Source organism: Bordetella genomosp. 13 (assembly GCF_007679965.1).
Classification (GTDB): domain Bacteria; phylum Pseudomonadota; class Gammaproteobacteria; order Burkholderiales; family Burkholderiaceae_B; genus Bordetella.
In genome coordinates this window covers 161,623-176,701 of sequence record NZ_VEHL01000006.1, presented here as the reverse complement: position 1 = coordinate 176,701, position 15,079 = coordinate 161,623, and the positions used below count along the sequence as shown (strand labels likewise).

At 67.2% G+C, this 15,079-nt stretch carries 11 protein-coding genes; 8 read left to right on the top strand and 3 right to left on the bottom strand.

The window, feature by feature from the left end:
• Window positions 1-81 precede the first annotated feature (81 nt).
• Together FS845_RS16000 and FS845_RS15995 are read left to right on the top strand one after the other, a co-directional pair.
• Window positions 82-1,695 carry a B12-binding domain-containing radical SAM protein gene (locus FS845_RS16000; RefSeq protein WP_144637064.1) on the top strand — a complete coding sequence of 538 codons (1,614 nt, stop codon included), beginning with the start codon at window positions 82-84 and terminating at the stop codon, window positions 1,693-1,695.
• A 105-nt stretch (window positions 1,696-1,800) separates the two neighbouring features.
• Entirely contained in the window at window positions 1,801-2,850 is a 1,050-nt protein-coding gene (locus FS845_RS15995; protein WP_144637062.1) for an AEC family transporter, read from the top strand.
• A gap of 84 nt (window positions 2,851-2,934) precedes the next feature.
• On the opposite strand, the gene FS845_RS15990 is transcribed toward FS845_RS15995, so the two are convergent.
• The 3 genes from FS845_RS15990 to mnmE form a co-directional block, all read right to left on the bottom strand.
• Window positions 2,935-3,867 (bottom strand): hypothetical protein, encoded by a 933-nt coding sequence (locus tag FS845_RS15990; protein WP_144637060.1) that lies wholly within the window; start codon window positions 3,865-3,867, stop codon window positions 2,935-2,937.
• Between the two features lie 62 nt (window positions 3,868-3,929).
• A complete protein-coding gene (locus FS845_RS15985) occupies window positions 3,930-6,518 on the bottom strand; it encodes a glycosyltransferase (protein ID WP_144637058.1) in 2,589 nt (862 codons plus the stop codon).
• Window positions 6,519-6,587: 69 nt separating this feature from the next.
• Entirely contained in the window at window positions 6,588-7,946 is a 1,359-nt protein-coding gene (gene mnmE, locus FS845_RS15980; RefSeq protein ID WP_144637056.1) for a tRNA uridine-5-carboxymethylaminomethyl(34) synthesis GTPase MnmE, read from the bottom strand.
• Between the two features lie 142 nt (window positions 7,947-8,088).
• Between mnmE and FS845_RS15975 the strand changes: the two genes are divergently transcribed.
• The 6 genes from FS845_RS15975 (at window position 8,089) to FS845_RS15950 (ending at window position 14,952) form a co-directional block, all read left to right on the top strand.
• Entirely contained in the window at window positions 8,089-9,678 is a 1,590-nt protein-coding gene (locus FS845_RS15975) for an ABC transporter substrate-binding protein (RefSeq protein WP_144637054.1), read from the top strand.
• Window positions 9,679-9,724: 46 nt separating this feature from the next.
• Window positions 9,725-10,699, top strand: a complete 975-nt coding sequence (locus tag FS845_RS15970; protein ID WP_144637052.1) for an ABC transporter permease — start codon at window positions 9,725-9,727, stop codon at window positions 10,697-10,699.
• A complete protein-coding gene (locus FS845_RS15965; RefSeq protein ID WP_144637050.1) occupies window positions 10,696-11,604 on the top strand; it encodes an ABC transporter permease in 909 nt (302 codons plus the stop codon). Before FS845_RS15970 ends, FS845_RS15965 begins: the two co-directional genes overlap by 4 nt.
• Window positions 11,605-11,617: 13 nt before the next feature.
• Window positions 11,618-12,613, top strand: a complete 996-nt coding sequence (locus tag FS845_RS15960; protein ID WP_144637048.1) for an ABC transporter ATP-binding protein — start codon at window positions 11,618-11,620, stop codon at window positions 12,611-12,613.
• A gap of 66 nt (window positions 12,614-12,679) precedes the next feature.
• Window positions 12,680-13,687, top strand: a complete 1,008-nt coding sequence (locus FS845_RS15955; RefSeq protein ID WP_144637377.1) for an ABC transporter ATP-binding protein — start codon at window positions 12,680-12,682, stop codon at window positions 13,685-13,687.
• 59 nt (window positions 13,688-13,746) lie between these two features.
• Entirely contained in the window at window positions 13,747-14,952 is a 1,206-nt protein-coding gene (locus tag FS845_RS15950; protein ID WP_144637045.1) for a M20 aminoacylase family protein, read from the top strand.
• Window positions 14,953-15,079 lie beyond the last annotated feature (127 nt).

The following is a 15,079-nucleotide window of genomic DNA, read 5'->3' as shown; positions in this document are numbered from 1 at the left end:
CTTCGTTGCGACCCTAAATCCTAGGGATTTCCCGTGCGTGCTAGGCTGCCTGCGCCGTCAAGCTGCCTGGGGAGTCCGTCGTTGCGCATCCTGCTGGTCAATCCGCCATACCTGTCCATCACCAGCGTCCATGGCGCCGGACACCAGATACCGTTGGGGCTGTTGTGCGTGGGTGGTCCGCTGATCGACGCGGGCCATGAGGTCAGGTTGCTGGATGCGGAGGCGCTGCGGCTGACGCAGGCGCAGATCGCGGCGCACCTGCACGCCTGGCGCCCGGACATCGTCATGACCGGCCACGCGGGCTCCACGCCCGCGCACGAGGTGGCGATCGCCACGCTGGACACCGCCAAGTCGGTCGACCCCGGCATCCGCACGGTCTACGGCGGCCCTTATCCCACCTATCACGGCGAAGACATCCTGGCGACCGAGCCGTCCGTGGATTTCATCGTCTCGGGCGAGGGCGAGGCCGTGGCGCGCGCCCTGGTCCAGGCGCTGGCCGAAGGCGGCAACCCCGCCGACGTGCAGGGCCTGGTGCTGCGCCTGGCCGGCGAGCCGCTGCGCACGCCCGATGCGCCCGCCATCCGCACGCTGGACGACTGGCGCGTGGGCTGGGAGCTGATCGACGACTGGGACCGCTATCAGTGTTTCGGGCTGGGCCGCGCGGCCATCGTGCAGTTCTCGCGCGGCTGTCCGCACCAGTGCAACTACTGCGGGCAGTACCAGTTCTGGGAGCGCTGGCGGCATCGCACGCCCAGGCTGGCGGTCGACGAGATCGAGATGCTGCATCGCGAGCACGGCATCGCCTTCGTCACGCTGGCCGACGAAAACCCGACGTCTTCGAAGAAGATGTGGCGCGCCTTCCTGGAAGAGCTGTCGTCGCGCCGCCTGCCCATCCGCCTGTTCGCCACGCTGCGCGCGGCCGACGTGGTGCGCGATGCCGGGATGCTGCATCTGTACCGCAGCGCGGGCCTGATGTGCATCCTGATGGGCATCGAGACCACCGATCCCGAGACGCTGGCGGCCATCCGCAAGGGCTCCACCACGGCGACGGACCGGGAGGCGGTGCGGTTGCTGCGCCAGCATGGCATCCTGTCGATGCTGGGGCACATCGTGGGGTTCGAGGACGAGCGCTTCGGGCACTACTGGCGCGCGTTGCGGCAGATCTTCGCCTACGACCCGGACCTGCTGAATGCCATGTACGTGACGCCGCACCGCTGGTCCGATTGGGTGGTCGAGAATGCGGAACGACGGGTGATACAGACGGATCGCGGCAAGTGGGACTACCGCCACCAGTTGCTGGATACGCCGCACCTGAAGCCCTGGCAGGTGTTCGCGCTGGTCAAGCTGATGGAAGTGCTGGTGCACTGCCGGCCGCGTGCGCTGTGGCGCATCCTGCGGCACGAGGACGCGATGACGCGGCGTGCGATGCGCTGGAGTTTCCGGCGCTCGGCCAAGGTGTGGTTCGCGGAGGTGTGGGAGTTCCTGTTCGCCACGCAGTTCGCGCGCGTGCCCGAGACGCTGCGCGCGTGGTTCAGGCCGGCGAAGGCCGGCGCGGGTCGGACCGAGCCGATACGCATCCAACCGCGCAGGAAGGCGCCGAAGGTGCCCGCGGCGCCCGTGGCCAGGCCGATGGTGCTGGGATTCGAGGTGGAACAGGTCAGCCGGAACAAGCCGGAGGCGAGGACGACCGTGTGACGTCGCGGCGCGAAAGGGAGTATCTTGGCGGACGCTTCACGCAAGCGCTTTCCCTGTCATTTCCCTGATTCGCCGTCCGCCTCGCCGCGCGGTCCGTCCGCAGCAATGTCCGCCACCTTCGCCATCCTGCTTCCCATCTTCGCCCTGATCCTGGCCGGCTATACGTGCCGCCGCCGCGGCTTACTGGGACCCTCCGCTGCTTCCGAACTGAACCGCTTCGTCGTCTGGCTGGCGCTGCCCGCGCTGCTGTTCGACGTGATGGCGCGCACCACGTGGCAGCAGCTGTACCAGCCCGGCTTCGTGGCCACGTTCTCAATCGCCTGCACCGCCGTGTTCCTGGTGGTGCTGGCGCAGCGCCTGATGGCGGGTCGCCACCTGGCCGATGCCAGCGTCGACGCCATCGCGGCCTCGTATCCCAACACCGGCTACATCGGCTTTCCGCTGGCGCTGCTGATGTTCGGCTCGGAAAGCCTGATGCCCACCACCATCGCCACCATCCTGGTGGCCTGCGTGCTGTTCGCCTTCGCCATCGTGCTGATCGAGGCCGGCCTGCAGGCCGAACGCGCGCCGCACAGGCTGGCGTGGAAAGTGGTGCGCGCGCTGGCGCGCAATCCGCTGATCGTGGCGCCCATCGCGGGGGCGGCCGTGGCCGCGTCGGGCTTGGCCGTGCCGGCGGGCGCGGAGACCTTCCTGAAGCTGCTGGGCGGCGCGGCCAGTCCGTGCGCGCTGGTCAGCCTGGGATTGTTCCTGGCGGATCGTTCGCCGGCGCAGGCGGCGAATGCATCGAATGCGGCACGGCCGTCCGGGCAGGTCGCGGCAGGATCGTCCACGCGCGTCATGGCGCGCACGCCCGAGCCAGCCGTCGCCCTGCCCGGCCACCGCACGCCGATGGCACTGACGCTGGTCAAGCTGGTGGTGCAGCCCGGCCTGACGTGGTGGCTGGCCGCGGTGGTCTTCTCGCTGCCCACCGCGATGGTGCAGATCGCCGTGCTGCTGGCCGCCCTGCCCACCGGCACCGGGCCGTACATGCTGGCCGAGTTCTATCGCCGCGAGGCGGGCGTCACGTCGCGCACGATCCTGTTCTCCACCGTGGCGTCGCTGCTGACGCTGACGGCGATCATGGCTTACATGCACATGGGGAAGGGGGCGTCTTGACTGAACCGCAGGCGGGCCCGGCCCGTTGCGATGGGAACGTGTCACGAAGCCTGCTCGCGGATGTCGCGCTGGTCGTCGCAGGCGTCACTTCCGGCGCTTATTGCGGGCAGGGCGATTGCCGGGGGGAGGCGGCGTCGGACGCGCATGGACCCGCGCGGGCGCCTGCGGCGGCGCAGGCTGCACGCCGAATACGATGATGTCTTCCGCGCCGGGATAGGCGCGCGTCCACATCACGCCTGTCGCCCACAGGCAGATCGCGAACACCACCGCCACGCTCATGCCCAGCACCAACGGCGACCAGTCCATCATGAAGCTGGCCATGCCCAGGGTGACTGCCACCGTCACCAGCGCAATCCCCCACAGCGCCCTGCGCGGACCATCGCGGGGTTCCCAAGTCTCGGGATCGAAGCCGGCTTCCATGAACAGGCTGCCATGGATGCGCAGGCCCGGCTGGTTGGCAACGTGCTGCAGCGCGGCGCGCACCAGCGCGTCCCGATTGCGGAAGCGCACGCAGCGCAGCGACGTGGCCAGCGAAATCTGCATCCGCCGCTCCACCAGGCTGCCATCGGCCTCGCGCCGCCAATACCGCATGCAGGGCGTGGTCGCGTGGGCGCCGGAGGACGAGCTGCCATGCACGTCGTAGACCAGGCTGCGATTGACCGCCATGTCCTTCCACGCAAGCGACATTTCGTTCGGCTCGCCCGGCTGCGTGCCGCGGCCGGCGTACACCCCGGTCCCGTCCACTCGCAGCCACACCTGCCCGGCGCGCAGGCCTTCGAAAATGAAGTACCCGGCCAGGCCGTAGATGCCCAGCACCAGTGCCCCCAGCAACAGGATCATGCCGGGGCTGTCGAGGTCGGAGGGATCCGTGAAGAAGAAGAAGGTAAGCATCCCCGCCACCGCGAGAAACATCGCCGCGATGCCGTAGCAGACGCAGCGCGTGGCGACGACGTCGGGGATGCCCTCCAGGGGGGCCGGGATGGCAGGGCGAGGCAGGGATCGCGATGCCAGGCTCATGGCGGGAGACTACGCCATGGCGCCTGGCCACCTCGACTTCCCTGCCTCGGACGCGGCACGGATCAGTCTTCCGCGGCCAGCATGCTTTCCAGCACGCGCTTCCAGCGTGCTTCCCAGTTCTTCTTGCTGAACGCCTCGGCGGTATGCAGGCCGTTGGCGGCCAGCATTGCCATCTTCTGGCGGTTCTGCACCAGGTCTTCGATTGCGTCCGCCAGTTCCCAAGCGTCGGTCTGGATCAGGCGGCCGTTGTATCCATCGGTGATGATGTTCGGCAGGCCACCGATGTTGGTGGCGATGACGGCGTTGTTCGTGGCCAGCGCCTCGATGCCCGACAAGGACGTGCCCTCGGAGAACATGCTGGGGACCAGCGCGATGTGGCTGTCCACGTAGGCCTTGTGCATGTCCTGCATGTCGTACTCGATCCAGTCCACGCGGCCGGGGTGGCGGTCGACGAAGGCCTGCACCTTTTCGGTGTCGGGATAGCTGGCCTGGCCGCACAACGTCAGGTGGATATCGCTGCGTCGTTCGAACAGCGAGTCGAACGCGTTGATCGTCAGGTACAGCCCGCGCGCGTCGTAGAGGCGCCGCGGCAGCAGCACGCGTACGACGGGTGCTGAGAAATCCTTGGGCGTGGGCTTGAACTGGTCCGTGTCGACGTAGTTCGGAATATAGGTCAGTCCCGTCGCCAGTCGCCAGTCATAGCTGCGCACCCAGTTGATGAAGTTCGTATCGACGCAGACACAGTGGTTGCTGTTCTGCAGGCCTCTGAACACGTGGGTGTGCGCGCCCGTGTTGTGGTTCTGCAGCACGTTGTACACGGTGTCCCAATGGATGCCGTGGTTGATCGAGATGACGCGCTTGACCTTTGCCAGGCTGGTCGACAGTTCGGTGGGCGACGCAATGACCAGGTCCGCATCTTTGCAGAAGTCGGCGTAGGCGCTCGACAGTTTTTCCCAATCCAGGCCTGCCGAGGCGGGCAGGCCGACGACCGGAATGCCATGAAAGTCGCGTTCGAACGGCGCGTTGGCGTTCTGGATCAACCGGACCTCGCAGCCCATCTCCTTAAGCATCACCGCCAGGTCATAGACATAGCGCTCGGCGCCGCCCTTGTAGACGATCTTGCCATCCCAGTCGTAGAAGTTGATGTTGACGATGTCGACCCGGCGCAGGCCGGCGCGCGCCGCCGCCGGCGCGGCCTCGCGAGCGCACGTCTTATCCAGGAAGCTGATCAGCGGCGCGTTGAGCGCGGGCCATTCGTGGCGCGTGGCCAGATCGGCGGACGCCTGGGTAAACGCCGTCTTCCAGCGGCCGGAAAGAATGGCCGCGGCGAAATCGCGCGGCTCCGCGACGATCAGCTCGTTGCCGTACGCACGGATGGTGCGGGTGGGCGTGCCCACGACTGGTTTGCCGGCCGCCAGGTATTCGAACAGCTTCAGTGGCGACACCGGATCCGTCTTCTCGGACACGATGAACGGCACGATGCCGACATCGACCCATGCCAGGTAATGCTTGAGCTCGCCATACGGCTTGGCGCCCAGGTGGACGAAGTTGGATTTCTTCTTCAGGCGCTCGACACGCCGTTCCACCTCGGGCAGGTTGGCGTTGTCGAAGGCGGCAACCGGCCCGACCATGAGCAGCGCGTGCGCCTCGTCCTGCACCAGCTGTTCCAGCACGTCGAAGTCCAGCAGGTCGGACACGACGCCGTGGTAGCCCACCACCGTGCGGGTCTCCAGTATGGCCGCCTGTTCGGTGGTGACGCCCGCCAGTTGCCGGTCGCCTCCGATGAAGTCGGCCTTCTGCACGCCGTTTTCCAGCAACAACGCATGCCGCGTTTTGCTCTTGTTGACTTCCAGGAGCTGCTGGGCCGAGAACAGGCAAACGTCGGCCTTGCGCAGAAGCGCAGCGTGATCCTCTACCAGGGCATTGGAGATTTCCGCGAAGATCTTCAGATCGTCGAGCACGTCGTAGATGACGGTGGCCTTTTTGCACAGGTCCATGACGTATTTGAAGCCAGGGGCGTGCACGTAGGCTATGACGGGCCGGTCGGAAAAATATGCGAGAAAATCCTCGATCATGTTCGATACGAAGATATTTCGGGCCGTCTTGCGTATGGTCGGATAATGTCCGCCAAATTCGACCATTATGCAGAGATAACCAGCCTTGGCCAGCTCGGACATAATGTGGTCCGGCCGCTGCTTCAGCGCCAGATCATAGCCGCAGACGCACAGCACAACACCTTTCCGGTCTTTGTGCAGGGCCAGCAGATTGGCGATCTGCTGGGCCTTCTGTTTGGAAGGCGACTTGGCGTAGTTGCGGAAGTGCACAGCCTGGGCACGGGTGCGGGCCTCGTATTCGGACACCGCTTCCAGTTGCGCGGGCGCCGTCGGCCCATCCATCCGCGCGGATGCCATCGGCATCTTGGCACGCACCGTGCGCGTGCCTTGCTTCATGTGCCTGAGGGCAATAATGGTTTTTCGCAGTGGCGCGGTAATCTGCCAGGATTTGCTGGCGTAAATCTGATTTATTTTCTCTTGCGCACGAATGCGGTCCGCGGTTTCGTTGGCAAGTTTTGTTTCGAGTTCGTCGATCTGCGCTTTCAGTGCTTCCAGCTCATTGCGTTCTGCCTCGTTGCTGCCGTTCTCTTCCGTCATCTCTTTGATCTAGTGCAGTTTTTTCATTAAGCCGCGCAGTGTACCGCAGAGCCGATTTTCAAAGGTTGCTTATTTTCCAATGCAAAAACTGGAAAATATTTCCCCCAGCAAATCATCGCTGGTGAACTTCCCCGTGATCGACGCCAGGCTCTCGTGCGCCAGCCGCAGCTCTTCCGCGAACAGGTCCAGCACTCGGTCATCCAGCTCCGCATGCTCGCCGGCCATTGCCAGATGCTGCGCCGACGCCTGCAACGCATGCAGATGCCGTTCGCGCGCCAGCCAGGGCGATTCGCCACCCGGATTCCAACCCGCCAGCCGCAGCAGCTCGCCGCGCAAGCGATCGAGCCCCGCGCCCTCGCGCGCCGAGATCGCCAGCGACCCTTCCGGCGCCACGAGCCCCGCCGCATCCCCCAGCAGGTCCGCCTTGTTGTAGACCACCAGCACCGGCGTGCGCGCGGGCAATCGATCCGTGATGGCCGCGTCCAGCTGGTCTCCCGGCCGCGTCACGTCCTGCAGATGCAGGATCACGTCCGCGCGCTCGATCTCCTTCCACGTGCGGGCGATGCCGATGCTCTCCACCGTATCCTCGGTTTCGCGCAGCCCCGCGGTATCGACGATGTGCAGCGGCACGCCGTCGATGTGAATCTCCTGCACCACCTTGTCGCGCGTAGTGCCCGCGATGGGCGTGACGATGGCCACCTCGTCGCCCGCCAGCGCGTTCAGCAGGCTGGACTTGCCCACGTTGGGCTGGCCCGCCAGCACCACGTGCAGGCCTTCGCGCAGGATCACGCCCTGCCGCGCCTGCGCGATCAGGGTGTCCAGGTCGGAAGCCAGCGCGGCCAGCGTCGGCCGGGCCTGGTACTTCTCCAGGAAATCGATTTCTTCCTCGGGAAAATCCAGCGTCGCTTCCACCAGCATGCGCAGGTGCACGATGCGTTCGGCCAGCTCCTCCACGCGGCGCGAGAAGTCGCCGGACAGCGATGCCATCGCGCCGCGCGCCGCGGCTTCCGAGGACGCGTCGATCAGGTCCGCCACGGCCTCGGCCTGCGCCAGGTCCATGCGGTCGTTCAGGAAAGCCCGCCGCGTGAATTCGCCGGGCTCGGCAAGCCGTATGCCCTGCTCGTGCCCGGCCTCCAGGCAGCGCGACAGCAGGCGCCGCAGCACCGCCGGCCCGCCATGCCCCTGCAGCTCCAGCACGTCCTCGCCGGTATACGAGTTCGGTCCCTTGAAATACAGCGCGATGCCCTGGTCCAGCACCTCGCCGTCGGCCGACGCGAAAGGGAGGTAGTGCGCATGCCGCGGCGCCAGCACGCGGCCGAACAGCGACCGCATCACAGGCACCAGATCGGCGCCTGACACGCGCACCACACCGATGCCACCCCGTCCGGGGGCAGTGGCGATGGCGGCGATGGGAGCGTGGGGGGACATCGGGTAATTACTCTGTTCAAAACGGCTGGGGGATAAGGGAATATACCCGCTGCCCGGCAGCCTGCCCGCTTCGCGCGACATGGCATGGACTTTGCTGGTTCAGCATGCGCCGGCCATAAGCCGGCCCCACATGGAGAACACGATGGCGTTCCAGATCGCACGGGCAATGGCCTGTGGCGCGGCGGCAGTGGCAATGGCGTTTGGTGCGGTCGGCGCCGTCCAGGCGCGAGACCTGGTGGTGGGCCTGAAGACCGAGCCCAGCTCGATGGACCCGCAGTATCACGCGCTCACGCCCAACATCCAGATCTCCAACACCTTGTTCGATGGCCTGGTGAACACCGATCCCAAGCTGAATCCGCAGCCGGCGCTGGCCGAGTCGTGGACGGTCGACGGCAAGGTCTGGACCTTCAAATTGCGCAAGGGCGTGAAGTTCTCGGACGGCTCGCCCTTCACGGCCGAGGACGTGGTCTTCACGTACCAGCGCGCGCCCAAGGTGCCGAACAGCCCGTCGCCCTTCACGCTGTACCTCAGCGCGGTCGACAAGGTCGAGGCGGTGGATCTGCAGACCGTGCGCATCACCACGAAAGAGCCCTCGCCGCTGCTGCTGGTGAACCTGGCGCAGTTGCCCATCATGTCCAAGAAGGCTGCCTCCGGCACGGCGCCCGAAGGCAAGACGACCACGGAGCTCAACAGCGGCGACGGCCTGGTCGGCACGGGGCCGTACAAGTTCGTGTCATGGAAGCGCGGCGCCGAACTGGTGCTGACGCGCAACGACAACTACTGGGGCCCGAAGCCCGCCTGGGACCGCATCGTCTACCGCCCCATGACCAACGCCGCGTCCCGCGTGGCGTCGCTGCTGGCCGGCGACGTGGACGTGATCGAGGATCCCCCGACCGACGACCTGGCCCGCCTGAAGGAGAACAAGAAACTGTTCGTCGAGCAGACACCGTCGGCGCGCATGGTGTACGTGGCGATGGACCAGTTCAATGCCGAGAAGAGCCCCGGCATCCAGGGCACCGACAAGAACCCGCTGAAGGACAAGCGCGTGCGCCAGGCGCTGTCGCTGGCCATCGACCGCAACGCCATCGTGCAGCGCGTGATGGGCGGCGCGGCCTTGCCCGCGGCCAACCTGCTGCCGTATCCGATGTTCGGCACGTCGAAGGAACGAACCGCCATCCCGAAGGCCGACGTGGAAAAAGCCAAGGCGCTCTTGAAGGAGGCCGGCTATCCCGAAGGCTTCGCGATCACGCTGGGCTCGCCGTCGGGCCGCTACATCAACGATGCCAAGGTGGCGCAGGCCATCGCGTCGATGTGGACGCGCATCGGCGTGAAGACCAGCGTGGACGCGCTGGCGCCGCCGGTGTTCTTCAAGGGCCGCGACTCCTACCAGTTCAGCGCCTACCTGGCGGGCTGGGCGGTGTCCACGGGCGAGATGTCGAACCCGCTGAACTCGCTGCTGGTCACGCCGGACCCGAAGCGTGGCGTGGGCACGACCAACCGCGGCCGCTACTCCAACCCCGAGATGGACAAGCTGGTCGAGCAGGCTTCGTCCACCATGGACGACAAGGCGCGCGCCGAGTTGCTGCAGAAGGCCAGCGGCATGGTGATCGATGACTACGGCATCCTGCCCATCCACTTCGAGCTGTCGGTATGGGCGATGAAGTCGGACCTGCGTTACCAGGGCCGCGCGGACCAGACCACCCAGGCGCAGTTCGTCACGCCGGCGAAGTAATCGACGTGCCGTTGATGAGCTGTAGAAGCGGCGGGAGGGCGATGCCGTGCTAGCCACGATCATCCGCCGCCTGCTGCAGACCCTGGTCGTGATGGTGGTGATGTCGGCCCTCGTGTTCGCCGGCATCTACATGGTGGGCGACCCCATCGCCATGCTGGCCAGCCCCGAGGCCACCGAGGCGCAGCGCGACGCCATCCGGCGCGCGCTGGGCCTGGACCTGCCGCTGTGGCGCCAGTACCTGATCTTCATGAGCCAGGCGGTGCAGGGCAACTTCGGCAACAGCTTCCTGACCGGCGAGCCGGCCATGCGCCTGATCCTGCAGCGCATGCCTGCCACGCTGGAACTGGCCACGGTGGCGATGCTGCTGTCGGTGCTGGTGGGCGTGCCGCTGGGCATCCTGGCGGGCCTGAAGCCCAAGGCCGCGCGCTCGCGCGCCATCATGACCGGGTCGGTGCTGGGTTTCTCGCTGCCCAATTTCTGGGTCGGCATGATGCTGATCATGGTGTTCGCGGTGATGCTGGGCTGGTTTCCGGCCAGCGGCCGCGGCGACGCGGTGTCGCTGGGGCCCATCAGCCTGAGCGTGCTGACGCTGGACGGCTGGTCCAGCCTGGTGCTGCCCGCGCTGACCATCGCGCTGGCCAAGTGTTCGCTGGTGATCCGCGTGACGCGCGCGGCCACGCGCGAGTCGCTGCCCATGGACTACATCAAGTTCGCGCGCGCCAAGGGCCTGCCGCAGAGAAGGGTGCTGGGCGTGCACCTGCTGAAGAACATCCTGATTCCGGTGGTGACGGTGTCGGGCCTGGAATACGGCCAGGTGATCGCCTTCGCCGTCGTCACCGAGACGGTGTTCTCGTGGCCCGGCATGGGCAAGCTGCTTATCGATTCCATCATCAACCTCGATCGCCCGGTGGTGGTGGCCTACCTGATGCTGACGGTGTTCCTGCTGGTGATGCTGAACCTGGTGGTCGACATCCTGTACACCGTGCTCGATCCCCGCGTACGCCTGGACGCCCGCCGATGAGCGCACTCGCCGACACCGCCACCCCGCCCGCCGCCGAATCGCCCTGGCGCAGGCTGGCCTCCGACTTCTTCGCCAGCAAGCTGGCCACGCTGGGCCTGGTGCTGCTGGTGCTGGTGATCGGCGCGGCGCTGCTGGCGCCGTGGATCGCGCCGCAGAACCCCTACGACATCGGCGCGCTGGACATCATGGATTCCAAGCTGCCGCCCGGTGGCGAGAGCCTGGCGGGCGGCACGTATCTGCTGGGCACGGACGGCCAGGCGCGCGACGTGCTCTCGGCCATCCTGTATGGCCTGCGCACCAGCCTGACGGTGGGCTTCGTGTCGGTGCTGGCGGCCTTCGCCATCGGCGCGGCGGTGGGCCTGGTGGCCGCCTATTTCGGCGGGCGCGTGGATGCGCTGCTGATGCGCGTCGTCGACATCCAGCTGTCGTTTCCCGCCATCCTGGTGGCGCTGATGCTGCTGGCCATCCTGGGCAAGGGCGTGGACAAGGTCATCATCGCGCTGGTGGTGGTGCAGTGGGCCTACTTCGCCCGCGCGGCGCGCGGCGCGGCGCTGGTCGAGCGCGGCAAGGAATACGTCGAGGCCGCGCGCTGTCTGTCGCTGGGCTGGGGGCGCATCCTGTTCCGCCACGTGCTGCCCAACTGCATGCCGCCGCTCATCGTCATCGCCACCATCGACCTGGCGCACGCCATCGCGCTGGAAGCCACGCTGTCGTTCCTGGGCGTGGGCGTGCCGGTGACCGAGCCCTCGCTGGGCATGCTCATTTCCAACGGCTTCGAGTACTTGCTGTCGGGCCAGTACTGGATCTCGTTCTTCCCCGGCATCGCGCTGGCCGTCGCCATCATCGCCATCAACCTGGTGGGCGACCACCTGCGCGACGTGCTGAACCCGCGCCACGTTTCCTGAAGGCCACCGGATCATGGACAACGTCATCGCCCACGATCACGCCGCCGAACCCGTGCTGGACGTGCGCGGCCTGAAGACGCACTTTCCCACGCGCGCCGGCGTGGTCAAGGCCGTGGACGGCGTCGACCTGACGCTGGCGCGCGGCGAGATCCTGGGCCTGGTCGGCGAGTCCGGCTCGGGCAAGAGCATCACCGGCTTCTCGTTGATGGGACTGCTGGACGAGCCCGGCCGCATCGTGGACGGCAGCATCCGCTTTGCCGGCGACGACCTGCGCCAGGCCACCCCCGAGCGCTGGCGCGCGCTGCGCGGCAACGAGATCGCGATGATCTTCCAGGACCCCATGATGACGCTCAACCCGGTGTTGCGCGTGGACACGCAGATGATCGAGACGGTGCTGGCTCACCACCGGGTCTCCCGTGCCGAGGCCCACGAGCGCGCGCTGAAGACGCTGGCCATGGTGGGCATCCCCGCGCCGCAGGAGCGCCTGCGCGCCTATCCGCACCAGCTGTCCGGCGGCATGCGGCAGCGCGTGGCCATCGCGATCGCCCTGCTGAACAAGCCGCGGCTGATCGTGGCCGACGAGCCCACGACCGCGTTGGACGTCACCATCCAGGGCCAGATCCTGTACGAGATGCAGAATCTGTGCCGCGACACCGGCACGGCGCTGATCTGGATCACGCACGACCTGGCCGTGGTGGCCGGGCTGGCCGACCGCGTGTCGGTGATGTACGCGGGCCGCGTGGTCGAGACCGGCGCCACGGACGACGTCATCGGCCATCCGCTGCACCCCTACACGCACGGGCTGATCGCGTCGATTCCCACGCCGCAGTCGCGCGGCAAGCCGCTGGCGCAGATACCCGGCATGACGCCATCGCTGCTGAACCTGCCGCGGGGCTGTGCATTCCGCACGCGCTGTCCGCGCGCCTCGCAGGCTTGCGAGGCGGCGCCCGATCCCATCGAATACCGGCCCGCGCACTGGGTGCGCTGCTGGCACGCCGGAGAGCCCTGAGTGGACACGCCCGATCAGACCGTGCATGCCGCCACGGTGGATACCGCCCCGGTGGATACCGCCGCGGTGGATACCGCCCCGCTGCTGTCGTTGCGCCAGGTGCAGATGCGCTTCGTGCAGCCGGTCGACCTGGCCGGCCGCATCGCCAACCTGTTCGGCGCGGGCCTGAAGACGCTGACGGTGCATGCCGTGGACGGCGTGGACCTGGACGTGGCGGCCGGCGAGGTGATCGGCATCGTGGGCGAGTCGGGCTGCGGCAAGTCCACGTTGGGCCGCATCGCCGCGGGCATCCTGCGCCCCACCGACGGTGCCATCCACTATCGCGGCAGCGACGTGGCGGCGCTGCCGGCCGCGCAACGGCGGCAGTACGAACTGGGCGTGCAGATGATCTTCCAGGACCCGTACGCCTCGCTGAATCCGCGCATGCGCGTGGCCGACATCGTGGGCGAGGCGCCCATGGTGCATGGGCTGGTGGCGCGCCGCGAGCGCGCGGAATACGTGGCCGAGCTGATGCGCCAGGTGGGCCTGGACCCGTCCTACGCGCAACGCTATCCGCACCAGTTCTCGGGCGGCCAGCGCCAGCGCATCGGCATCGCGCGGGCGCTGGCGTTGAAGCCCTCGGCCATCGTGTGCGACGAGGCCGTGGCCGCGCTGGACGTGTCCATCCAGGCGCAGGTGCTGAACCTGTTCGAGCGCCTGCGCGCCGACCTGAACCTGACCTACCTGTTCATCAGCCACAACCTGAGCGTGGTCAGCCACATCTCCGACCGGGTGGCCATCATGTACCTGGGCCGCGTCGTCGAGCTGGCCAGCGCCCGCGACGTGTTCGCCCGCGCCAACCATCCGTATACGCAGGCGTTGCTGAAGGAACTGCCGACGCTGTCGGCGGGCCGGCGGCAATACCAGCCCATCAAGGGCGAACTGCCGTCGCCGCTGGCGCCGCCGCCCGGCTGCACTTTCCACCCGCGTTGTCCGCATGCCATGCCGCGCTGCAAGACCGAGCAGCCGCTGCTGCGCCGCGTGGCGCCGGGCCATCTCAGCGCGTGCCACCTGAACGATGCGCCTGCCGGCTGATTTAAGATTAGACGGTTCACGGTCCGTTGCCGGACTGACGCTTTACGAGGGAATCTTCCATGAAAACCATCGACGAAATCGAACGCGCGCACGGCGAACTGACCGCCCTGCGCCGCGACATCCACGCCCATCCCGAACTGGCGTTCGAGGAAACGCGCACGTCCGGCCTGGTGGCGCAGCGCCTGCGCGACCTGGGCCTGGAAGTGCATACCGGCCTGGGCAAGACCGGCGTGGTGGGCGTGCTGCGCGGCACCGGCGGCTCTTCCAAACGTGCCGTCAGCCTGCGCGCCGACATGGACGCGCTGCCGATGCCCGAGCTGAACCGCTTCGAGCACAAGTCCACCATTCCCGGACGCATGCACGGCTGCGGGCACGACGGCCACACCGCCATGCTGATGGGCGCGGCGCAGTACCTGTCGAAGCACCGCGACTTCGACGGCACCGTCAACTTCATCTTCCAGCCTGCGGAAGAAGGCGGCAACGCCGGCGCGCGCGCCATGATGAAGGATGGGCTGTTCGAGAAATTCCCCTGTGACGCCATCTTCGGCCTGCACAACATGCCCGGCATGCCGACCAACCAGTTCGGTTTCCGCACCGGCCCGGCCATGGCCTCCAGCAACCGCTGGGACATCGTCATCAAGGGCGTGGGCGGCCATGCGGCGCAGCCGCACCGCGCGGTCGACCCCATCGTGGTGGCGGCCGACATGGTGCATGCGCTGCAGACCGTCATCTCGCGCAGCCGCGACCCGCTTGATTCGGCGGTGCTGTCCATCACGCAGGTCCACGCGGGCGATGCCTACAACGTCATTCCCAACGAGGCCGTGCTGCGCGGCACGGTGCGCACCTACACCACCGAGGCGCTGGACAAGATCGAAGACGACATGCGCCGCATCGCCACCACGCTGCCGCAGGTCTATGGCGGCACGGGCGAGCTGCACTTCGTGCGTGCCTACCCGCCGCTGGTCAACTGGGAGAAGGAAACCGCCTTCGCCGCGCAGGTCGCGCGCGAGGCCTTCGGCGACGCGGCCGTGGACCAGACCATCCCGGCCTTCATGGGCGCGGAGGATTTCTCGTTCTTCCTGGAAGAGAAGCCCGGCTGCTACCTGTTCCTGGGCAACGGCGAAGGCGACCATCGCCTGGCCAGCTACCACGGCATGGGCCCGTGCCAGCTGCACAACTCGAACTACGACTTCAACGACGAGCTGCTGCCCGTGGGCGCGACCTATTGGGTGAAACTGGTGCAGGCCTTCTTCAAGCAGGGCTGAGCGCGGCGAACGACCTGCCGCGGCATCGCCCGCATTTGACGCCGACCTACGGGTCGGCGTTTTTCATTTGTGCATCGCCCGCACGTGCCTGCGCGCATTCAGAGCACGTTCCCGCCGTGGAAACCCC